Origin of the sequence: Pseudomonas marincola (assembly GCF_900682675.2) — a bacterium.
GTDB lineage: Bacteria > Pseudomonadota > Gammaproteobacteria > Pseudomonadales > Pseudomonadaceae > Aquipseudomonas > Aquipseudomonas marincola.
In genome coordinates this window covers 3,203,191-3,224,030 of the sequence record NZ_LR215729.2, presented here as the reverse complement: position 1 = coordinate 3,224,030, position 20,840 = coordinate 3,203,191, and the positions used below count along the sequence as shown (strand labels likewise).

Below are 20,840 nucleotides of genomic sequence, written 5' to 3'. Positions count from 1 at the left end.
CTCCAGTTGCTCTACGTCGGGGTTGCCACTGCACCTATTAGCGGTGCAGCGGGCCCTTGAGTGTCAAGGCTATAGCGTCGGGCGCTATTGGCATCTCTCGTTAGGCGTTGCTGTGTTCTGCAAGCTTTTGTTCTGCATCGGCTAGCCGCGCGCGGGCGGATTCAAGCGCCTCAGCAGCGCTATTGTCATCGCGTTCCAGCTTGCGCAAATCCGCACGGGCAAAAGCCACTTCGGTCTTCAGTGCACGGGTCGTTTCATCAATCGGCCGCTTGACCTTGCGCTCCAGCACCGGTGCTGGCTTGTTTGAGTTTTCCTCTGCCGCATGCAACTGTTGCTCAGCTTGCTTGACTGCCTCGCGTAACGGCATCAGCAGCTCTTCACTAGCCTCGGCTTTCTCGGCCTTTTTCAGCTCGGCACGTTTCATCGCTAGCTCGATTTTGGCTTTCTTCAGGCCGCCATCATCAACCGGCTTGGCCGCTACAGGCGCCGCTTCTTCAGATACTTGCAAGCTGGCGAGCTGTTGCTCGGCGGTGGCCAGTTGGCTGCGCAGTTCTTCCAGCTCGGCTTGCTGCTCGGCATCTGGCGCTTCTACTTTCTCCAGCTTGCGCACTTGCGCGCGGAGCATGGCGGCGTCGATCTTGGCCTTTTTCAGCGCTGCGTCATCCACCGGTTTGGCCGCAGCAGGCGCCGCCGCTTCAGATGGCTGCAGGCTGGTGAGTTGTTGCTCGGCGGCAGCCAGTTGGCTGCGCAGTTTTTCCAGCTCGGCCTGCTGCTCGGCGTCTGGCGTTTCGACTTTCTCCAGCTTGCGCACTTGAGCGCGGAGCATGGCGGCGTCGATCTTGGCCTTTTTCAGCGCCGCGTCATCGACTGGCTTGGCCGCAGCAGGCGCCGCCGATTCAGTTGGCTGCAGGCTGGCGACTTGCTGCTCGGCGTCTGCTAGTTGGCTGCGCAGTTTTTCCAGCTCGGCTTGCTGCTCGGCATCTGGAGCTTCGAGTTTCTCCAGCTTACGCACTTGTGCGCGGAGCATGGCGGCGTCGATCTTGGACTTTTTCAGCGCTGCGTCATCGACTGGCTTGGTCGCTGCGGGTGCAGCGCTGGCCATGGCTTCGTCCAGTGCTTTTTGCGCGGCTTCGGCGGTAAGCGTAAGTGCACTGACCTGCGCTTGCAGTTCCGCTGTGTCGTGGGCTTCCAGCTGCTTCTGCGCCTTTTTCAGGGCGACATTGGCCATGCTGGCTTCGATTTTGAGCTTCTTCTGCACATCGCTGAGCCCGGCGGACTTGCCGGCAGGCGCGGCGTCACTCGCTGGAGTGCTGGTGCTGGCTTCAGCCTGTGCGGCCTTGGCTTTGGCGGCGCGCTCTGAGCGTGCCTTGCGTTCGGCTTCTTTCTGTTCTTCAGCGCGACGCAGACGCTCCTGGCGCAGCTCGAAGCGCTGTTTGGACTGTTCGGCCTTGAGCTGCTTTTGCTCAAGCTCGCGAATCTCACCTTTGGCGGCGCGGTAATACTGCACCAGCGGAATGCTCGACGGGCACACGTAAGCACATGCACCACACTCGATGCAGTCGAACAAGTTATGCGCCCGCAGTTGTTCGTGCTCCTGGCCGATCGCGAAAAAATGCAGTTGCTGCGGCAGCAAGCTGGCCGGGCAGACTTCGGCGCAATCACCGCAACGGATGCAGGGCATGGCTTTGGGCGGTGCTGGCAACTCGGCTGATGTCGAGGCCAGCAAGCAGTTGGTGGTCTTGATGATCGGTACATCAATGTTGGGCAGGGTGAAGCCCATCATCGGCCCGCCCATGATCAGGCGGTTGAGTTTGGTTTGATCCAGCCCGGCAAATTCGAGCAGTTCGCGCACGGGCGTGCCGAGCAGCACTTCAACGTTCATCGGCCTTGCCAGTGCTTCGCCGGTGAGGGTGGTGATGCGCGAGATCAGCGGTTTGCCCAGTACAACTGCATCATGCACGGCGACGGCCGTACCGACGTTCTGACACAGAATGCCGATGTCGGCAGGCAGGCCGCCGCTCGGAACTTCAACGCCGGTGAGAATCTGGATGAGCTGCTTTTCACCGCCAGAGGGGTATTTGGTCGGGAATACGCAAACCTGAAACGGGCGATCGCCCAAGGCCGCTTTTACGGCAGCAATGGCTTCTGGCTTGTTGTCTTCAATGCCAATCAACACCTGCTCGGGCTGAATCAGCTGCGCGAGAATTTCGATACCGCTGAGCATCGCCTCGGCGCGCTCACGCATCAGTACATCATCGGCGGTGATGTACGGCTCGCATTCGGTGCCGTTAATCACCAGCGTATGAATCTTCTGCGTCGGCCGTGAGGTCAGCTTTACTGCACTGGGAAAGCCTGCGCCGCCCAAGCCGCTGATACCGGCCTCGCGAATAATCCCTAGCAACTCGGTAGTTTCCAGTTGCGCATAATCCGGATGCGGCGTCAGCGCGGCCCAGGCGTCATTGCCATCGCTGTCGATAACAATCGCCATCGCGTCCATGCCCGAGACGTGCGGGTACGGTTGCGGGCCGATGAAGCTGACGGTGCCGGAAGTGGGGGCGTGTACCGGTGCACTGACAAAACCATTGGCCTTGGCAATCAACTGGCCCTTGAGCACGTTGTCGCCGACAGCAACAACCGGCTCGGCAGGCGCACCAATGTGCTGGTTGAGTGGCAGCACCAGACGCTTGGCCAGCGGCGCTGTCTGGATCGGCGTGCGGTTGGAGAGTTCTTTGCGCTCGGGAGGATGGATGCCGCCCGGAATGTCCCAGATTTTCAGGCTGCTCATGCGGCTTTGCCCCGGTCGCTGTCATCGCGATCACTGGCGATCAACTGGCCCGGTGCCAGCGGCTGTTCCCATTTCCAGGTTTGCACGGTGCGGCCTACTTCAATCATATCGATACAATCCACCGGGCACGGTTCGACGCAGAGGTCGCAACCGGTGCACTCGCTGACAATTACCGTGTGCATCTGCTTGGCGGCCCCGACGATGGCGTCAACCGGGCAGGCCTGAATGCACTTGGTGCAGCCGATGCATTCGGCTTCGCGAATGAAGGCAACCATTTGCGGCTTTTCGCCTTCAACGGCGTCCAGCGGCTCGGGCTCGACGTCGAGCAAGTCGGCCAGCGCCTGAATCGTGGCTTCACCACCCGGCGGGCACTTGTTGATCTTGTCGCCGCCGGCAATGGCTTCGGCGTAGGGCTTGCAGCCCGGATAACCGCACTGGCCGCATTGAGTTTGCGGGAGCAGGGCGTTGACCTGTTCGGCAATCGGGTCGCCTTCGACCTTAAAACGCACGGCCGCGTAGCCGAGAATCGCGCCGCAGATCAGGCACAGGCCGAGCAGCGCCAGAATTGCACTGATGACCAGACTCATAGCTTGATCAAACCGGTAAAGCCCATGAATGCCAGCGACATCAGGCCGGCGGTGACCATGCCTATCGCGGCGCCCTGGAACGACTTGGGTACATCGGCAATCGCGATACGCTCGCGCATGGCGGCGAACAGTACCAGCACCAAAGAGAAGCCCAGCCCCGCGCCAAAGCCGTTGGCGGTGGCGGTGATAAAGGTGAACTCACTCTTGTTGGCGTTGAGCAGGGCCACGCCAAGGACGATGCAATTGGTGGTGATCAGTGGCAGGAAAATCCCCAGTACCCGATAGAGCAGCGGGCTGGTCTTGTTCACCACCATTTCGGTGAACTGCACCACGACGGCGATCACCAGAATGAAGCTAATGGTGCGCAGGAACTCGATATCGAGTGGCTTGAGCACGTATTGCTGGACAAGGTAGCTGCACATCGCCGCGAGTGTCAGCACGAACGTGGTGGCCAGTGACAGGCCGATAGCGGTCTCGATTTTCTTGGACACGCCCATGAAGGGGCACAGGCCAAGAAACTGCACCAACACGAAGTTGTTTACCAGGATGGCGCTAACCAGAATCAGAGCGAGTTCGGTCATTGCAGGTACCGTTTGGACGGGCAAAGGCCGTATAAAAAGGGCGCGTATTATCGTTAAGCTGGCACTTGCAGACAAGTCAGCATTGTCTGGCGTGTTATCCGCCCATAAGCCTAGCACCGCTGGTGGCGGCTGCTGAGGGGCTGGCTGGCGTTACCCGGGGTTGCCGGGTAACGCCGATTGCAAGTGGTTTACTTGACGCGTTGGCCAGGCTTGGCGCCGTTGTCCGGGCTCAGCAGGTAAATTTCTTCACCGCCAGGGCCGGCTGCCAGCACCATGCCTTCGGACACGCCGAACTTCATCTTGCGCGCCGCCAGGTTGGCCACGTACAGGGTCAGGCGGCCTTCGAGCTTGCTTGGGTCCGGGTAGGCGCTCTTGATGCCGGAAAACACGTTGCGCTTGGCATCGCCGATATCCAGAGTCAGGCGCAGCAGTTTGTCGGCACCTTCTACAAATTCGCACTTCTCGATCAAGGCAACGCGCAGGTCGACGGCAGCGAAGGCATCAAAGGCGATTTCCGCCGCGATGGGCTCTTTGCTCAGTTCGCCATTGCCGGTAGCAGCAGGCTGGTTGCCAGCTTCAGCGGCGGCGAGGTCTTCTTTCGAGGCTTCGATCATGGCTTCAATTTTCGCAGGTTCAATTCGGGTCAGCAGTGCGCTGAACGGATTCAGTTGGTGAGCGCCCAGCAACGTCTGATGGTCGTCCCAGGTCAGCGGTGCGACATTGAGGAACGCCTCGGCGTCGCTGGCCAACTTCGGCAGAACCGGCTTGAGGAAGATCACCAACTGGCGGAACAGGTTGATCGCCAGCGAGCAGATGGCTTGTACTTCTTCCTGCTTGCCTTCTTGCTTGTTCAGCGACCACGGCGCTTTGTCGGCGATCCAGGCGTTGGCGCGATCGGCCAGGCCCATGATCTCGCGCATGGCGCGGGCAAAGTCACGGTTCTCGTAGGCTTCGGCAATGCTTGGCGCGGCTGCCTGGAAAGCATCGGTCAGCTCTGGCGCGGCGTTGCCGGTCGCCATCAAGCCGTTGTTACCCTTGTGAATGAAACCTGCACAGCGGCTGGCGATATTGACGACCTTGCCGACCAGATCCGAGTTGACCTTTTGTACGAAGTCTTCGAGGTTCAGGTCGAGGTCATCCACGCCACGGCCCAGTTTGGCTGCGTAGTAGTAACGCAGGTATTCCGGGTTCAGGTGATCCAGGTAGGTGCGCGCCTTGATGAAGGTGCCGCGAGACTTCGACATTTTCTGGCCATTTACAGTCAGATAGCCGTGTACGTTGACCGCAGTCGGCTTGCGGAAACCCGCGCCTTCGAGCATGGCTGGCCAGAACAGGGCGTGGAAGTTGACGATGTCCTTGCCGATGAAGTGATACAGCTCGGCAGTCGAGTCTTTGCACCAGAATTCCTGGAAGTCCAGCTCTGGGCGGCGCGAGCAGAGATTCTTGAAGCTGGCCATGTAGCCGATTGGGGCGTCCAGCCATACGTAGAAGTATTTGCCCGGCTCGCCCGGGATTTCGAAACCGAAATACGGCGCGTCACGGCTGATGTCCCACTCGTGCAGGCCAGAGTCCAGCCACTCGGCAATCTTGTTGGCCACAGCATCCTGCAGCGCGCCGCCGCGGGTCCACTGCTTGAGCATGGCGGTGAATTCAGGCAGCTTGAAGAAGAAGTGCTTGGAGTCCTTGAGCACCGGCACGGCGCCGGAGATGGCTGAGCGCGGGTTTTTCAGCTCGGTCGGCTCATAAGTGGCACCGCACTTTTCGCAGTTGTCGCCGTACTGGTCTTCGGCCGCACACTTGGGGCAGGTGCCTTTGATGAACCGGTCCGCCAGAAACATGCCCTTCTCAGGATCGAAGTACTGGGTAACCGAGCGGGTGGCGATATGGCCGCGTTCGGCGAGCGTCTGGTAAATACCGGCAGACAGCTCGCGGTTCTCTTCCGAATGTGTCGAGTGGAAGTTGTCGAAGTCGACCAGGAACTCGGCAAAGTCGGCGGTGTGTTCAGCCTTGACGTTGTCGATCAACTGCTCGGCAGTGATGCCTTCCTTTTCGGCGCGCAGCATGATGGCCGAGCCGTGAGCGTCATCCGCGCAAACATAGATGCACTGATTGCCGCGCAGTTTCTGGAAGCGTACCCACATGTCGGTCTGGATGTACTCGAGCATGTGGCCAAGGTGGATTGAACCATTGGCGTAGGGCAGGGCACTGGTAACGAGAATCTTGCGGGCTTCAGACATAGAATTCGCTGCACTGGTAAAACAAAGGAGGTCGGTAACTATATAGCGCCGGACGATTTTTTTCATCCTGCGCAGGATTTTGCGCAGTAAAAGTCTGGTTCTGGCGCAACAGTGGCTTTGCGGTAAGATGACTGCTTGCGTTACTTGACCTCAGTTTGGGAGTTTTCATGTCTGTCACCCGTGAAGTGGTTGAAGCCACCCTTCGTCAGTACACCGATCCACACTTGAATCAGGATCCGGTCACTTCCGGGTGTCTGCGCGAAGTGGATGTACAAGGTGCCAAGGTGTCTGTACGCCTTGAGTTGCCGTATTCCGCCGGCCTGTTCAAAAGCGGCTGGGCGCAAATGCTGGAAATGGCCCTGAGCAATCTCGATGGCGTTGATAGCGCGGTGGTGACAGTCGATTGCGTGGTGCAGGCGCATAAAGCGCAGGCCCAGGTGCCCGCGCTGGAAAACGTCAAGAATGTGATTGCTGTGGCGTCGGGCAAAGGCGGTGTGGGTAAATCCACTACCGCGGCCAACCTTGCACTGGCGCTGGCTCGCGAAGGTGCGCGTGTCGGTATTCTCGATGCGGATATCTACGGGCCCAGCCAGGGCATTATGTTCGGTATTGCTGAAGGCACGCGGCCACTGGTCAAGGATCAGAAGTGGTTTGTACCGATCAAGGCGCATGGCGTTGAGGTTATGTCGATGGCATTTCTCACCGACGAGAATACGCCTGTGGTCTGGCGTGGGCCGATGGTCTCCGGTGCCTTGCTGCAACTGATTACCCAAACCGCCTGGGATAACCTTGATTACCTGATCGTCGATATGCCGCCAGGCACCGGCGATATTCAGCTGACGCTGGCGCAGAAAGTACCGGTTGCCGGTGCAGTAATCGTAACCACGCCGCAAGATTTGGCGTTGCTGGATGCCAAGAAGGGCGTCGAGATGTTCCGTAAGGTCAATATTCCAGTGCTGGGTGTGGTCGAGAATATGGCCGTGCACATCTGCTCGAATTGCGGCCATGCCGAGCACCTGTTCGGTGAAGGCGGCGGTGAGAAGCTGGCGGCGCAGTTTGACGTTGATCTGTTGGCCTCAATGCCGTTGTCGATGGCCATCCGCATGCAGTCCGATGGCGGCAAGCCAACCACCATTGCCGATCCTGAAAGCCAGATCGCAATGATCTATCAGGAAACCGCAAGAAAGGTTGGCGCGCGCATCGCTCAGGGCGACGCAAACGCCCAGGCCATGCCGACCATCTCCGTCAGCGACGACTGATAGCAATCAACCCGCCGCGTGCAACACGGAGGATGGATAGCGGCGCTACGCGCCGCAATCCGTCGGGCGATTGGTGAATCGCCGCATGATTTGGATCGCATTGATCAACCGGCCACCAGCGGTATCTGCAAAGCGCAGCCGTGTACATCCCACAAACCGCCATGACGGTTTACCCTTCGGGTTAACCGTCCTCCGTCGGGACGTGAACCCGTTCGTGCCGTGCGCAATACGGAGGATGGATAGCGTCGCTTGGCGCCGCAATCCGTCAGGCGATTGGTGGATCGCCGCATGATTTGGATCGTATTGATTAATCGGCCACCTGCCGAACCTGTAACGCGCGACGGTGTACACCCCACAATCCGCCATGACGGTTTACCCTTCGGGTTAACCATCCTCCACGGGACGCGAACCTATTTGTGCCGTGCGCAACACGGAGGATGGATAGCGGCGCTTGCGCCGCAATCCGTCGGGCGATTGGTGAAGCGCCGCATGATGCGAGTCGAGTTTATTGACCGGCCAACTGCGGTATCTGCAAAGCGCGACGGTGTACACCCCACAAACCGCCATGACGGTTTACCCTTTGGGTTAACCATCCTCCGTCGGGACGCGAACCTATTCGTGCCGTACTAAACATGGAGGATGGATAGCGGCGCTTGGCGCCGCAATCCGTCAGGCGATTGGTGGATCGCCGCATGATTAGGATTTCTGCAGGCATAAAAAAACCCCGCCGAAGCGGGGTTTTTTATAGGGAGGACAAGTTAGATAACTTGTACTTCCTCAGCTTGCATGCCTTTCTGACCACGGGTGGCCACGAAAGTCACTTGCTGGCCTTCTTTCAGGCTCTTGAAGCCATCGCTCTGGATAGCTTTGAAGTGTACGAACAGGTCATCACCAGATTGTGGAGTGATGAAGCCGTAGCCTTTCTCATCGTTGAACCACTTAACGGTGCCAGTTTGACGATTAGACATGTGAAATCTCCTAACAAAAGTAATTACAGCCCTGGAAAAAACCAGGCCGGGACTGAGTGCAACGAGTACTAGGAGTCGGACGATGTTTGGATCGAAATCTAGGCATCAAGTAGCGATTCGCGGTGACACATGCAGCACAGTGGAAGCACCATACCCCTTTTTTGCGCTAAGAGCGAATGCTCTGTGCACCTTTCTGTTATTTATTGACTGATGGCGCGAAATAACCGGCCAATGACGACACTCGTCAACAGACTTTGAACCTCAAGGCAAGCACCGGTAAGATGCGCGCATTGTTCATTCATAACCTCATTCAGGACATCAGCCATGAGCATCAAATCGGATAAGTGGATTCGCCGCATGGCCCAGGAAAACGGCATGATAGAGCCGTTTGTCGAGCGCCAGGTACGGACTGAAGGCAGCGAGCGGCTGATCTCCTACGGCGTTTCGAGCTACGGCTACGACGTGCGTTGCGCAGATGAATTCAAAGTTTTTACCAACATCAACTCGGCAACGGTCGACCCAAAAAACTTTGATGAAAAAAGTTTTGTTGACGTTAAAAGTGATGTTTGCATCATCCCGCCAAACTCGTTTGCACTGGCGCGCACGGTTGAGTACTTCCGCATTCCGCGCAACGTACTGACTATCTGCCTGGGCAAAAGCACTTACGCGCGTTGTGGGATTATCGTCAACGTCACCCCGCTGGAACCTGAGTGGGAAGGTCACGTGACGCTGGAGTTCTCCAACACCACGACGTTGCCGGCGAAGATTTACGCCAACGAAGGCGTGGCGCAGATGTTGTTCCTTGAGTCTGACGAGGCCTGCGAAGTCTCTTATAAAGACCGTGGCGGCAAGTATCAGGGCCAGCAGGGAGTGACCCTGCCAAAAGCCTGATCCCGCGCTGCAATGCAAAAAGCCGAGCATTTGCTCGGCTTTTTTGTGCGCGCAGTTTACGGACTTCTAGAACCAACCTTGTCGTGAGCGCAGCCGTTTTCGAGTCGATAGGCTCGTTGCGGATTAAACCAGCTATCGCGTGACGGGTTTCGCTTGGCTCTACCCATCCTCAGTGTTGGGATGAGTAGAAAGCGAGTTCTTCAGCGACTCAGAGCGCCTTATAAAGGGAAGTTGGCCCTGCCCAGAGACTGTTTGATGATGTCCATGACGGCGGCGGTCATCACCGAGGTCGATACACCAAACATCAGGATACCGTTGGAGGCTTCCAGCGGGCCGAGCAGGCGCCATTGTTCGGACATGACGATATCGCCGTAGCCCAACGTCGCGAAATTCACCCCGGAGTGGTACAGCGCGGTGGTGAAGTCACTGAATTCGCCGAGCCAGATAAATACCTGCGCCCAGATGGCCATCTGCACGAAGTTGCCGACCAGCATCAGGATCATGATCAGTGACAGCAACACGATATTGTTAACGAATGGCCTTTCGAGATCGATAATTTTTTTGCGATGGGTGATGTAGGCACGCAAACACAAGGCAACGAATATCGCCTGGAATATCAGGCAGATCAGCATCACGGGGATACCAACAAGTAGGTTCATTAGCATTTCGGGTTATCCGGAAAGTTGGTTTTTCAGGCGATGCATGCGGCGGCTGTCAATCACGTAGATGGCGGCGCAGGCATACAGCGTAACGGCGGTAAACAGGCCCATGCGGACGGCGAACGCGGTGTAAACATCCTTGCCGGTAGCGCTGTCCTGCACAGATTGGCCAAGCAGGATGATCATGGTGCTGGCGGTGTTGAGCCAGAAACTCGGTGACAGGGTGTTCTGCACCAGGCGGTATAGGCGACGGGCCAGGAGCAGGATGAAGAACAGCGTGAGAATAAAAAACATCCAGATGTGCGGCAGGATGCTCAGCAGCGTCCAGAACCCGATAGCCAGCAGCCCGCCTAGCAGGGTCGAGCCGATTATCTCGCGACCGGCATTGCGTGAACTGGTAATGCACACCTGCTGGCCCAAGTTGACTGACTTCATGATCAGCGGCATGTAGCTGGCCGGATCAATCAGGGCCATTAGAAACGATGGCATCACCACCAGGGCGGCGCGCAAGGCAATCCACTTAGCTTCATCGGGCGTCGATTTCGCCGGGGGAGCGGGGGCTGGCAGGCCTTTCGGCTCGGGGAACAGCCAGTGGCTGATCATCACCATAATGGTTGTGACCAGAACGCTCTTTATTAGCCCTTCGATGACCATCAGCGCCAATGCGAATGAGGTGGCGCCTGCGGCAGCGATCATCGTCAGACCGATCACCACGAAGGTCGACAGCAGGTTGTTGCCGCCGCGCAAGGCGTAGTGAAAACAGCCAAACAGGCTGAGGGCGATAACCAGCACACCGCTTAAGGGGTAATACTGCAGCAGCGGCGTCACCAGCAAGCCGCTGCTGGTCGTAAGTGCCACCACAACAGCCAGCGCGATACCGCCCTTAAGCGGCAGTGGCTGGTTGCGCATGACCAGCAGAAACAGGGTTAACATGGGCGCCAGAAACGGCAGTGGCAGGGCCAGCGAAAAGCTCACGGCCAGCGACAGCGCTGTACCGACTGCGACGCGTAAAGCGCTCCGCGGACGTGGATCGACAGTTGTGCTGTTCATCAGTAAGCGTAGGAGAGCCAGCTCATGAAACGCAGGAATGCGTGCCCGAGCAGGTTCAGCGGGTTGCCTTCCATTGGAAAGGCCATGACTTCCGCCTGACCGCCAACGCGCAAGCCTTCATAGTTGTCCAGCTGGCCTTCATCTATTCCGACAATTACCGGGAAACGCTGGGCGGCGCGAAGCCAGTCGCGGCTATTCTGCACTGTCGGCAAGGCGCCTGGCGGAGTGCTCTGGCTGACGCTGACGCCGTAACCGATGCTGCGCACTGTGCCGCTCAATACGTGCCCGGGCATGGAGTCGAGCACAATGGAGACGGGCGTGCCGGTTCGCATATGGCCGAGGTTGTTCTCGGTCATGTCTGCGCTGATCCATACGTCATTCAGGGCGATCAGGGTCATTTGCGCGGCGCCGGCGGCGGCAAACTGGCCGACATCGATGCGCAGGTCTGTGATCAAGCCTGCCGAGTTGGCGTGCACTTCGGTCTTGCTCAGGTCGAGACGGGCTTTTTCGACCGCGCTGGCGGCGCTGCGCAGTTTGGCGTTGTCATCGCCGCTGCCGCCTTCCTGCTCGCGAGCGCGCTGGACTTCGGCACGTGCGGCGGCAACCTGACTGGTCGATTGCTCAAGCGTTGCGCGGGAGATTTCCAGGCGGCGCAGAGAGATGGTTCCGGCGTCTTCGCGGTACAAACGCTCCAAGCGGTCGCGGTCTTGCCGGGCCTTGAGTTCATTGGCCTGCGCGGCGCGCAACGAAGCCAGTGCCGAATCGATGCCGGCAGTGCTCGCGCCGACTTGAGTACGTACGTTGGCTTGATCGGCAAGGGCTCGGTCCAAGGCGATCTGGTAGGGCTGCGGGTCGATTTTGAACAGCAACTGGCCTTTCTCGACCGTCTGGTTGTTGCGGATGGCCACTTGCGTAACACGTCCGGCAACTTCTGGCGCTACGGCAACGATATAAGCCTGCACCCGGGCTTGCTGGGTGTATGGCGTGAATCGATCGGCGAGCAAATACCAGATCAGGCTGACAATGATCAGCACGCCGACAATCAGTACGCCTTTACGGCTCGGATCTGGCGCCTTGGCGGCTGCAGGCTCGGTGGCGGGTTGCTCCGCGCGCTGTTGAGATTCAGTCATTGGCTTGGGCCTTATTGGAGGTGGGGCTGCTTTCATCCAGCAGATCGCCCCAGTCGGTGCGTTGCGACATTTGTTCGCGGGTGGCGTCATCTATCAGCGGTTGCTGGTTCTGCCAGCCGCCGCCGAGCGACTTGTACAGGCTGATCAGATTGCTCACAGCGGCGCTGCGGCTGAGCAGATAGCTGTCTTGCTGACTGGCCAGCGCCCGTTGTGCGTCGAGAACACGCTGGAAGTCGGAATAACCCTCGCGGTATTGCGCGGTGGCAAGCTCCAGTGAGCGTTCGGCAGCGGCGGCGGCGTCATGCAGAATGCGTTCGCGCTCGAGCGATTTGATCAGGCCGGTTGCGGCATCGTCGGCCTCGCGAGCGGCTTGGCGCACGCTGTCGCGGTAGGCCACGATCAACTGCTGCAGGCGGGCGTCCTGCACACGCACGTTATTGCGCAGCAGGCCTTGGTCAAAAATATTCCAGCTCAAGCTGGGACCGGCGCCCAGTGTCAGGCTGTCGGAGGCCGCGCTCAGCGAGCTTGCCGACCAGCCAATAGTGCCGAGCAGGGTCAGCGAGGGATACAGGTCGGTTTCGGCAACGCCAACCAGCGCCGACTGCGCAGCAACCTGCCACTGTGCGGCGCGAATATCCGGGCGACGCAGAAGCAGGTTAGCTGGCACTTCATTGATTGCGGCGCTATCGACCAGTGGAATCAAACCGGTCTGTTCGGCCAGTTCAGGCAAATCACTGGGCGGCCGACCAATCAGTACGGCCAGTGCATTGCGCGTGCTGGCAACCTGCGCTTCGAAGTCGGGGATGCTGCTCAAGGTTCCCAGATATTGGCTCTTGGCTTGTTGCAGGTCCAGCTCGGCGCTGTTGCCGCTTTTGAACAAGCGCTCCGTGATTTCATAGCTGCGCTTTTGCCGTTCGGCGTTGTCCCGGGCAATCCGCAGGCGAGCCTCGGCGGTGCGCAGGGCAAAGTAATTGGTGGCCACCTGCGCGCGGAGCAATACCAGTAAGTCCTGATAATTGGCCTGGGCGGCAAAATAGGCGGCGTTGGATGACTCGATGGCGCGGCTGTAGCGACCCCAGAAGTCCAGCTCCCAGCCAACATCGACACCGGCGCTGTATTGGGCGAAGTGACTGTCTTGCGGGTTGCTGCCACCAGACTGATTGCGGTCTATGTAGAACGCATCGGCACTGGCGATTCGGGCTTGCGGCAGGCGACCCGCCTGAGCGATGCCCAGGCGCGCGCGTGATTCAAGAATGCTCAGGCCGGCAATGCGCAGGCTGGAGTTGTGCGCATCGGCCTCGCTGATAAGGCGGTCGAGCAACGGGTCGTCAAACGCCGACCACCATTGCACATTGGCGGCCTGCGGCTGATGGTCGGTGACCGCGCTGATCGACTGACTGCTCCAGCCATCGACCCAGGGCTCGGTAGGCGATGTGAAATCAGGGCCAAGCTGGACACAGCCCGAGAGTACACAGCCATACAGCAGCGGCAGGGTAAATCGGGTGGGTCCAGTGAGCGCTGACTTGATGCGCTTACTGCGCATCCTGCTTAACGCTTTCGGCTTCAACAATCGTCGGCGTAGTCTGGCCAGCATCAATCCACTGCCAGAACAACTTGTAGCCGACGGCCAGCACAACCGGGCCAATGAACAGGCCGATGATGCCGCCTGCAAGCATGCCGCCCAATGCGCCGATCAGAATCACCGGCATCGGTACATCGACACCCCGGCCAAGCAACATTGGCTTGAGGATGTTATCCAGCAAGCCGCCGATAAAGGTGTAAATGGCGAAGATGATAGTGGCCAGCGAGGTGCCTTCAGTGAAGAACACAAAGGCGATTACCGGAATGGTCAGCAGAGGGACCGGCAACTGCATGATGCCCAGCAACAACACAACCATGGCCAGCAAGCCCGCGCCCGGAATACCCATCACCACGAAGCCTATGCCAATCACCACCATCTGAATGAAGGCAATACCAATCACGCCTTGCGCCACGGCACGAATGGTGGCGGTGCACAGGGTGATAAAGCTATGACTACGGTCTGGGCCGATAATACGGTCGGCAATGCGCACAGCGCTTCTGTGGCCGCTTTCGCCATAAGCCATCATGATGCCGGCAATGATCAGCGAACCGATGAAGACCAGAAAACCTGCGCCCACGCCGGCCAGCTTACTCAGTAAACCCAGAGTAAAACCTTTCAGGTGAGGGGCGAGGCTTTGCAGCACGCTGGTCAGATCCGACGCTGCATTGGCCCAGAAGCTATACAGCGATTTACCAATCAGCGGCCATTCTTCAACCGAGGCGGGCGGTGCGGGAATATGCACAGTGCCACTCTTCACCGTCTCGATGGCGGCTTGCACAGACTCGGTGAGTGATGTGCCAAGGAAGTACACCGGAACCAGCAGCACGGCAATTGCCAACACCACAAGCAAGGATGCGGCGCGACCATCGTGATTGCCCAAGCGCGCCTTGATCATGCCCTGCAGCGGATACAGAGTTACGCCCAGAATCAGCGCCCAGAGCATCATGCCCAGAAACGGATGGAAAACCTGGTAGCAGCCGTACACCAAAATGGCGATAAGCGCAGCACGGATAAATGTATCCAGTAAGTTTCGCGAGAATTGCAGGTCTGGTGGCGGAGTGAGCGACATATGAGTTCCTTTCTAAGTGGCTGAGCAGGGGCCATACAACGTGAGATGAGCGCGTCTTTAAAGTAGACGATGAGAACAGTGTAGCCGTTGGTCAGAAATCCAGTGGCCCTCTGAGACTATTTAAATGAGTTGCCAGATTTTTCGATAACAGGCAGATGCGTCCCGCCGGGCGAGAATAAGCCTATAAAAGATAGGGGATATTTCTGGCTGCCCATAGAGCCCGGCGCCTCATTGAAAGTTCAAATTATTGATCAATCAAAGGTGCTGCCCATTGTCGCAGGGTTTGTCGACTCAATGGGCGGAGGCCGGATTTAATTATGTGCAGGCGCGTGCAGGCGCGTGCAGGCGTTGAATGGCCGCGAGCAGGGGGCTGGAGGGCTGCCTGGGTAAATTCGGGGCAAAAGAAAGGGCGCTATAAAGCGCCCTAAACGATGATCTATGGAGTAAGTCCACTATCTCTGAGTGGCTAACTCCATAAAAGGTTCACAGTCGGCCACTCAAAAGCCGACGAACGGTCATTAGCGGCTCGGTGTCAGCATCAAACGTTTACTGCCGTAGACCTTGTCGACGTTCTGCGATTTGAAAGGGAAGCTCACATATCCGCCTTTGAGCCAGGCATCAATGCCGTCTGCATAGTGATCGCTTGCCGGGTTCCCGGACTGGCCGGAACTGTTGAGACCAATGAACGGCTCGTCGCGACCGAAGTCGACAATGATGCGCATGGCCGGAATCAGCCAGGTATCAAAATCCTGTCCCCAGTGGTACGCCGATACGTTCAGGGTGGTGTGGTCGCCACCGGCCGGATAAGGGCCGCGGTCCAGATAACTCTTGATCGAGTTGATATTGGCGCGCTGGCTGGCGCTCATGTTCGGCGCCATTTTGCTGGCATCGCTTAGCCACTGGTATTGGTGCAGTTTGCCCCATTGCCAGTTGCTGCGATTACTGCCCAGTGCGCTTTCCAGCGAGGTAACAGACGCGGCGAGGCTGCGCGCCAGAATCTGTGGCTTGGTCTCTTTTTGCGCGGTGCTGATGTCATCCCAGAACGGGCTGTCATCGCGGCCGAGCAGGTGATCCGCCTGCGCCGAGTAGGAACTGTTGGCGGTCTCGACCAGCGCCGTCCAGGCCGGGCTGTTCAAGGGGCCGAGTTGATCGAGGAATATCTGCTTGGCACTTTCTTGCAGGAAACTCTCGTAAAGCGCTGCATCAGCGGAGGTGGCAGTCAGATTGCCATCGAACGCCATCAACCTTTTCAGTGCCTCCTCGGCTTTACTGCGCTCAGCCGTTGGTAATGCAGATATCGCACCTTGCAGTGACTCTGCCATGCCGGGGGCGGTGAACATGGCCTGCAATTTAGCGACGAAGTTGGACTTCTGGTCGTATTGCATGCGGATCATGCTTTGCGTGTCGTGCTTGCCGCTCGCCGCCATTTCAGCCATGCGCTCGGCACGCTCCGGGTAATACCAGGAGTTGGACAGCTGCATGCCGTAACCGCGTGGCACTGTGCGCTGGTTGGCGGTGCCCAGCCAGCCCTGCGGCGGATCCTGATCATATGGATGCAGCATCGGTTCGGCGAAACCGTCCCACTCATATTGGCTGTTCCAGCCCGGCGAGGGAATCAGGCCCTGGCCTGCAAGGCGGTTGGGGAAGCGACCGGTGACTTGCCAGCCAATGTGTTGGGAGTCGGCAAACACCATGTTCAACGGGGTGGCGCGAATTTCTCGGGCAGCCTCGAAGGCTTGATCGACGTTCTGCGCCCGCGACAAGTCGAAGAAGGCATCAAGGCTCTTGTCCGCTTCGAACTGGGTGGTTTTCAGCGCCAAGCCATAACCCGACTGAACCTGCAGGGGTTGCAGCGGATTTTTCCGCTCGCCCAGAACCGAGTTCAACAGTACGCCGTGGCGGGTCTCGTAAATGGTTTCACGAATCGGCCGCTCACCCTTGATAAAGAAGGTTTCCTTGCGCTCCTGCGCTTGCACCCATTTACCGTCCGCAAGGTAGGACAAACCGCTGCCCTGGCGTTTTATCTGTTCGAGGAACAGATCCTGATTGTCGCCCATGACCATGGTCATGCCCCAGCCGAGCGAGCCATTGAAGCCGGCGACGACCGTTGGGATACCGGCGATGGAAACGCCGGCGACCTTGTATTTTGGCGCGTTGATCTGCACAAAATTCCAGGCCGAGGGCAGGGCGATAGGTAAGTGGGTGTCGTTGGCCAGCAAGCTTTTGCCGCTGCGGCTGTTCTGCGGCGCAATCGCCCAGTTGTTGGAGGCTGCGACGCTGAGCATGTGCTGTTGGGCAAATTGCCCAGCGGCATTCTCAACCGCAGCCAACCCGGCAATTTGGCCATTGAGCTTGAGGCCTTTGAGTTTCTCGGCCTCGGCAAACGGCAGCGGCTCGTCCGGATAGGTTGGCAGCAGCCAGGCGAGCTGATCGCTGCCGACTTTCTGCGCCATGATCAGCGCGGCGACTTCTTCCTGTAGATTCACCGCCAGGCCGAAGTTCATCAGGCTGAAAATCAGCGCAGAGTCTTCCGGTTTCCAATAAGCCGGACGGTAGCCAGACTCGGCCAGATCCATCGGCAACTTGTCGCGGTAGCGGTACAGGTAGGCGTTCACACCCCGGGCGTAAACCTCAAAGAACTTCTTAAGGCGTGGCGAGGCTTCTTTATAAAGCGTGTCGGCACTTTTGCGCAGATTCACAGCACGCATCAAACGGTCTGTTTCCAATGCGTCGGGGCCGACCATTTCTGCCAGCCGACCTTCCGCCATCAAGCGCATGCCGACCATTTGGCTGAGGCGGTCGCTGGCGTGTATGTAACCCATCGTGAACAGCGCGTCGTGGAAGGTGTTGGTCTCGATGAGGGGCATGCCCAACGCGTTACGCCTGACCACTGCATTTTGCGCCAGCCCTTTGATGGCAAAGGTGCCGTGGTCTGGCGCAACACTGTCGCCGTAGCGACTGTCGAGAAACGATTGGCAACCGCTGAGGGTGATGGCGCCGATAAGAGTGGCGCCAAGGCCAAAACCAGTGGTGGGACGAAACACGCGCGATTGCATGCAACGGACTCCTTGCAGAACGCAGGATAATAAGTTTATTGGGAGCAAAGCCTAGCAGTGATGCCGGGCAGACGATGCAAAGACTGGACCGCGCGGTGGGCGTTTGAGTTCAGTCCTCAGGCCTTTAGCTATGTAGCGTTCGGCGGATGCGTAAGGTAGTGAGCGGCGAGGCGCCTGACAAGCGTTGTTGCAGATTGTCAGACGCTGTTCTCACGCGGCGCTTAAACCCTCGTCCAGCAACCAGCGTGCAGCCGTGCGGGCTGCTGCCTTGTGTTGCAGTTCAAGGGCGGAGAAATCCTTCTCATGCTGACGCCGTTGTTCTTTGCTCAGGGCTTTCCAGCCAGCATGTGTCGGCACATGCTCGGTGGCGGCAAACAGCGTCTGGAACACCTGACACCGCGCATCATTGCTGAGACCGAGATCATAGTTGTCGAGCAGCACCTTGATGCGGATCGCACCCTCAATCAGCGGCAATTGCTCATCGAGCAGGCTGCTGGCAAGCACACGCAAATCATCCCTGAGGCGAATGTGCTGGGCGTCATTTGCTGCTTCTTGCTGCTTCTGGCGCAGCCAGACCCGGCGCCACAAGTGCAGGGCGTAAGCCGCCAGCGCCAGAACAACAGCAGTTCCGGCGAGCAGCAACAACAGGTTGGTTGTACTCATGCGCGGATCAGGCGCCGTGGCACTTTTTGAACTTCTTCTGGCTGCCGCATGGGCAAGGGTCGTTGCGGCCGACATCTTTCAGCGCGTTGCGCACAGGTTCCTGATGAGCGTGGCCGCAGTTCGGGCCGTGCACATGGCCGTGATCATGATCGTGGTGATCGTGATCATGGTTGCAGTCTGGGTCGTGGACGTGAGGTTGTTGGGTCATGCAAAACTACTCCGGGATGAAATCTCCGGGAATTATCTCGCCATCTCGCGACAGATGCACGCTGCGGCCGAATAATAAACCGGTTTTTACTTCACCCGAGAAACTGTACTTGATTGCCTCGTCCGGGCTTTCGAGCATTTTCACGATCTGCCGCACGTGGCGCCACAGGTTGGTGCGCACCGGAACCTTGAAGGTTTGCGTGCCATTGGCAGGAACCGTGAACCAGACATCAGATTCGCCTTCCGCCAGCTTTATATCGTTGAGGAACACCGAATAATCGAGGCCGCGCACTGGCAAGCTGACATCGTTGGGGTTATTGATACTGAAGCGCAGGACAAACTGCTGTTCGAGCAATTTGGCTTTGACTACGTCAACCTTGACCAGGCGAATCTCCGGGTCTTTAAAGTTGCCGGTCATCCATGTGGAACAGCCGCCCAAGCCTGCGAGCAAGCCAAACAGGGCGAGTAGGCTGAAGATTCTTATAGTTTTGGCCTGAAATGACATTTCATACTCCGTAAGACGCCCCAGTGTAACAAGCAACTGCTCGGCTGCAAGATGTTGTGAGGTTAAAAAAACTTACGTCATACTGAAGTATGACAAGGACAGGAGTGTGACGATGCTGCGTTTTGAGATTGCTTTTGCCGGGCAACTGGTACCGGGCGCGGACCCTGTGAAGGTAAAGGCCAACCTGGCCAAGCTGTTTCAGGCCGATGAACAGCGGATTGCCTTGTTGTTTTCCGGGCGACGCATCGTGATCAAAACCGGTCTCGACGCCGCGACGGCAGAAAAATACCGCGCCACCATCGAACGCGCTGGCGCGGTTGTCGAAGTGGCCGAAGTCGCTGCAACAGAACAAGGTGCTGCTGTACGAAGTGCGGCAGGCGTACCTGTGGCAGGCAACCCTGCGGCAGGCACACCTGCGCCAGAGTCCCCTGGTTCAGAACCCCCAGCAGAAGCCGCTCCGCAAACCGCCCAAATCGCATCCGCTGCCGACACACCGCAAACAACTGCCGCGTCCGGCAAACGACTATTACCGCGTGACGAGTACATGGCGGCTTTCAGTGAAGTAGACGCGCCGGACTTCGACATCGCTCCAGTGGGCGCTGATCTGCTGGAAGAGAAAACCGAAGTGGCTGAGCTTCCGTTGGACTTGTCCGAGTTCAGCCTGGCTCCGGTTGGCAGCGACATGGGTCAGCAGAAAGCCCCGCCAGCGGCTCCGGCGCCTGATACGTCGCACATCAAGTTGCAGCCTTAAAGTACCCACAGCAGCGCCGTTAGCTGCTGTATGGCGCGCACTCAAATGAAGGGTGCGCAGCACTTCTTGAATTTTTGCCCACTGCTGCAGGGACACGGGTCGTTGCGACCGGCCTTGAGTTCAATAGTCGGGTCGATGAAATACCATTTTTCGCCAACCTGAACGAACGCTGAGCGTTCGCGGTGGCTGTGTTCGCCCGTGTTGTCATGCCAGCGCACATTGAACGTGACGAACGCATGTTCAGGTTGCCCGCCCAGCACCTCGTTCGACTCAACCTCCAGACCCAGCCACGTGCTGCTCAAGCTCCAGTCGCTGATGGACTGGCGATCAAGCTGCGCCTGCTGGGCGGGCAGGGTGGTCGCGATTAAATAGTCAATTTGTCCCAATACATAAGCACTGTAGCGCGATCGCATGAGCAGCAATGCGCTGGGCGCTGCGGTGCCTGAGTGAAAGTGGCCGCAACATTCATTCAGTGAACTGCCGCTTCCGCATGGGCAGGCTGGGCTTGCGTTCATAGGCTTACCACCAGTACTTGCCGAAATTTTCAGGATTAGCCCAAAACTTGTGGGCCACTGGCGGCAGACCAAGCGTAGCGGGCTTCATAGGGTATCTCAAGTGTTTCTGGTGACAGCATGGTTACACGACTGGTGACACTTGGCGAGACCCTCGGATGGTCATTGGGCCATTCTGCGAGCGGTGAATTGACACTGAAGAGGGCGCACGGGGGAACCTGAAAGGGAATGATTGATTAGATGGTCATTCCCAAATTTTTTATATTTTCTCATCTGGACCTATGTGACCAAAGGCATAAGACCAAATGGACAGCCACACAGACCAGATAGGCAGCCTGTAGGGTGTCC

18 protein-coding genes are annotated in these 20,840 nt (G+C 58.1%); 3 read left to right on the top strand and 15 right to left on the bottom strand.

Annotated elements, in window-relative coordinates; genetic code table 11:
• Positions 1-100: 100 nt before the first annotated feature.
• From rsxC to metG, 4 genes are all read right to left on the bottom strand, one after another.
• Entirely contained in the window at positions 101-2,785 is a 2,685-nt protein-coding gene (gene rsxC, locus PMYSY11_RS15040; RefSeq protein ID WP_150547309.1) for an electron transport complex subunit RsxC, read from the bottom strand.
• Positions 2,782-3,372 carry an electron transport complex subunit RsxB gene (gene rsxB / locus PMYSY11_RS15035; protein ID WP_069899329.1) on the bottom strand — a complete coding sequence of 197 codons (591 nt, stop codon included), beginning with the start codon at positions 3,370-3,372 and terminating at the stop codon, positions 2,782-2,784. The genes rsxC and rsxB overlap by 4 nt, the downstream gene beginning before the upstream one ends.
• Positions 3,369-3,953, bottom strand: coding sequence for an electron transport complex subunit RsxA (gene rsxA, locus PMYSY11_RS15030; protein ID WP_069899328.1), 585 nt, complete (start codon positions 3,951-3,953; stop codon positions 3,369-3,371). Before rsxA ends, rsxB begins: the two co-directional genes overlap by 4 nt.
• A gap of 188 nt (positions 3,954-4,141) precedes the next feature.
• Positions 4,142-6,256 (bottom strand): methionine--tRNA ligase, encoded by a 2,115-nt coding sequence (metG, locus tag PMYSY11_RS15025; RefSeq protein WP_139134670.1) that lies wholly within the window; start codon positions 6,254-6,256, stop codon positions 4,142-4,144.
• Between the two features lie 101 nt (positions 6,257-6,357).
• Between metG and apbC the strand changes: the two genes are divergently transcribed.
• Positions 6,358-7,449, top strand: coding sequence for an iron-sulfur cluster carrier protein ApbC (gene apbC / locus PMYSY11_RS15020; RefSeq protein ID WP_090508733.1), 1,092 nt, complete (start codon positions 6,358-6,360; stop codon positions 7,447-7,449).
• A gap of 758 nt (positions 7,450-8,207) precedes the next feature.
• On the opposite strand, the gene PMYSY11_RS15015 is transcribed toward apbC, so the two are convergent.
• The gene (locus tag PMYSY11_RS15015; protein ID WP_010484518.1) at positions 8,208-8,417 is read right to left on the bottom strand and encodes a cold-shock protein; all 210 of its coding nucleotides are present in this window, start codon (positions 8,415-8,417) and stop codon (positions 8,208-8,210) included.
• Positions 8,418-8,741: 324 nt separating this feature from the next.
• On the opposite strand from PMYSY11_RS15015, the gene dcd reads away from it, so the two are divergent.
• Positions 8,742-9,308 (top strand): dCTP deaminase, encoded by a 567-nt coding sequence (dcd, locus tag PMYSY11_RS15010; protein ID WP_069899325.1) that lies wholly within the window; start codon positions 8,742-8,744, stop codon positions 9,306-9,308.
• A gap of 218 nt (positions 9,309-9,526) precedes the next feature.
• Here the strand turns inward: dcd and PMYSY11_RS15005 are convergent, their stop codons facing one another.
• The 9 genes from PMYSY11_RS15005 to PMYSY11_RS14965 form a co-directional block, all read right to left on the bottom strand.
• Positions 9,527-9,973, bottom strand: coding sequence for a potassium channel family protein (locus PMYSY11_RS15005; protein WP_090508732.1), 447 nt, complete (start codon positions 9,971-9,973; stop codon positions 9,527-9,529).
• 6 nt (positions 9,974-9,979) lie between these two features.
• A complete protein-coding gene (locus PMYSY11_RS15000; protein ID WP_150547308.1) occupies positions 9,980-11,017 on the bottom strand; it encodes a DUF2955 domain-containing protein in 1,038 nt (345 codons plus the stop codon).
• A complete protein-coding gene (locus PMYSY11_RS14995) occupies positions 11,017-12,147 on the bottom strand; it encodes an HlyD family secretion protein (protein ID WP_150547307.1) in 1,131 nt (376 codons plus the stop codon). The genes PMYSY11_RS15000 and PMYSY11_RS14995 overlap by 1 nt, the downstream gene beginning before the upstream one ends.
• Positions 12,140-13,690, bottom strand: a complete 1,551-nt coding sequence (locus tag PMYSY11_RS14990; RefSeq protein WP_150547306.1) for an efflux transporter outer membrane subunit — start codon at positions 13,688-13,690, stop codon at positions 12,140-12,142. The genes PMYSY11_RS14995 and PMYSY11_RS14990 overlap by 8 nt, the downstream gene beginning before the upstream one ends.
• Positions 13,680-14,798 (bottom strand): AI-2E family transporter, encoded by a 1,119-nt coding sequence (locus PMYSY11_RS14985; RefSeq protein WP_150547305.1) that lies wholly within the window; start codon positions 14,796-14,798, stop codon positions 13,680-13,682. The genes PMYSY11_RS14990 and PMYSY11_RS14985 overlap by 11 nt, the downstream gene beginning before the upstream one ends.
• Positions 14,799-15,316: 518 nt before the next feature.
• The gene (locus PMYSY11_RS14980; protein ID WP_150547304.1) at positions 15,317-17,854 is read right to left on the bottom strand and encodes a penicillin acylase family protein; all 2,538 of its coding nucleotides are present in this window, start codon (positions 17,852-17,854) and stop codon (positions 15,317-15,319) included.
• 210 nt (positions 17,855-18,064) lie between these two features.
• Positions 18,065-18,517 (bottom strand): DUF2489 domain-containing protein, encoded by a 453-nt coding sequence (locus tag PMYSY11_RS14975; protein ID WP_150547303.1) that lies wholly within the window; start codon positions 18,515-18,517, stop codon positions 18,065-18,067.
• A gap of 7 nt (positions 18,518-18,524) precedes the next feature.
• Positions 18,525-18,725: an SEC-C metal-binding domain-containing protein gene (locus tag PMYSY11_RS14970; protein ID WP_150547302.1), complete on the bottom strand. Its 201-nt coding sequence runs from the start codon at positions 18,723-18,725 to the stop codon at positions 18,525-18,527.
• Positions 18,726-18,731: 6 nt separating this feature from the next.
• A complete protein-coding gene (locus PMYSY11_RS14965; RefSeq protein ID WP_069899316.1) occupies positions 18,732-19,229 on the bottom strand; it encodes an LEA/WHy family protein in 498 nt (165 codons plus the stop codon).
• Between the two features lie 112 nt (positions 19,230-19,341).
• On the opposite strand from PMYSY11_RS14965, the gene PMYSY11_RS14960 reads away from it, so the two are divergent.
• Positions 19,342-19,980, top strand: a complete 639-nt coding sequence (locus PMYSY11_RS14960) for a hypothetical protein (protein WP_150547301.1) — start codon at positions 19,342-19,344, stop codon at positions 19,978-19,980.
• 41 nt (positions 19,981-20,021) lie between these two features.
• On the opposite strand, the gene PMYSY11_RS14955 is transcribed toward PMYSY11_RS14960, so the two are convergent.
• A complete protein-coding gene (locus tag PMYSY11_RS14955; RefSeq protein ID WP_150547300.1) occupies positions 20,022-20,495 on the bottom strand; it encodes a YchJ family protein in 474 nt (157 codons plus the stop codon).
• Positions 20,496-20,840 lie beyond the last annotated feature (345 nt).

Excerpts from the sequence above, each read along its gene's own strand:
- PMYSY11_RS15015 (WP_010484518.1), bottom strand. The coding sequence starts at position 8,417 with ATGTCTAATCGTCAAACTGGCACCGTTAAGTGGTTCAACGATGAGAAA.
- rsxA (WP_069899328.1), bottom strand. The coding sequence starts at position 3,953 with ATGACCGAACTCGCTCTGATTCTGGTTAGCGCCATCCTGGTAAACAAC.
- PMYSY11_RS14985 (WP_150547305.1), bottom strand. The coding sequence starts at position 14,798 with ATGTCGCTCACTCCGCCACCAGACCTGCAATTCTCGCGAAACTTACTG.
- PMYSY11_RS15000 (WP_150547308.1), bottom strand. The coding sequence starts at position 11,017 with ATGAACAGCACAACTGTCGATCCACGTCCGCGGAGCGCTTTACGCGTC.
- PMYSY11_RS14970 (WP_150547302.1), bottom strand. The coding sequence starts at position 18,725 with ATGACCCAACAACCTCACGTCCACGACCCAGACTGCAACCATGATCAC.
- PMYSY11_RS14955 (WP_150547300.1), bottom strand. The coding sequence starts at position 20,495 with ATGAACGCAAGCCCAGCCTGCCCATGCGGAAGCGGCAGTTCACTGAAT.
- PMYSY11_RS15005 (WP_090508732.1), bottom strand. The coding sequence starts at position 9,973 with ATGCTAATGAACCTACTTGTTGGTATCCCCGTGATGCTGATCTGCCTG.
- rsxB (WP_069899329.1), bottom strand. The coding sequence starts at position 3,372 with ATGAGTCTGGTCATCAGTGCAATTCTGGCGCTGCTCGGCCTGTGCCTG.
- PMYSY11_RS14980 (WP_150547304.1), bottom strand. The coding sequence starts at position 17,854 with ATGCAATCGCGCGTGTTTCGTCCCACCACTGGTTTTGGCCTTGGCGCC.
- metG (WP_139134670.1), bottom strand. The coding sequence starts at position 6,256 with ATGAAAAAAATCGTCCGGCGCTATATAGTTACCGACCTCCTTTGTTTT.
- PMYSY11_RS14965 (WP_069899316.1), bottom strand. The coding sequence starts at position 19,229 with ATGTCATTTCAGGCCAAAACTATAAGAATCTTCAGCCTACTCGCCCTG.
- PMYSY11_RS14960 (WP_150547301.1), top strand. The coding sequence starts at position 19,342 with ATGCTGCGTTTTGAGATTGCTTTTGCCGGGCAACTGGTACCGGGCGCG.
- dcd (WP_069899325.1), top strand. The coding sequence starts at position 8,742 with ATGAGCATCAAATCGGATAAGTGGATTCGCCGCATGGCCCAGGAAAAC.
- PMYSY11_RS14975 (WP_150547303.1), bottom strand. The coding sequence starts at position 18,517 with ATGAGTACAACCAACCTGTTGTTGCTGCTCGCCGGAACTGCTGTTGTT.
- PMYSY11_RS14995 (WP_150547307.1), bottom strand. The coding sequence starts at position 12,147 with ATGACTGAATCTCAACAGCGCGCGGAGCAACCCGCCACCGAGCCTGCA.
- PMYSY11_RS14990 (WP_150547306.1), bottom strand. The coding sequence starts at position 13,690 with ATGCGCAGTAAGCGCATCAAGTCAGCGCTCACTGGACCCACCCGATTT.
- apbC (WP_090508733.1), top strand. The coding sequence starts at position 6,358 with ATGTCTGTCACCCGTGAAGTGGTTGAAGCCACCCTTCGTCAGTACACC.
- rsxC (WP_150547309.1), bottom strand. The coding sequence starts at position 2,785 with ATGAGCAGCCTGAAAATCTGGGACATTCCGGGCGGCATCCATCCTCCC.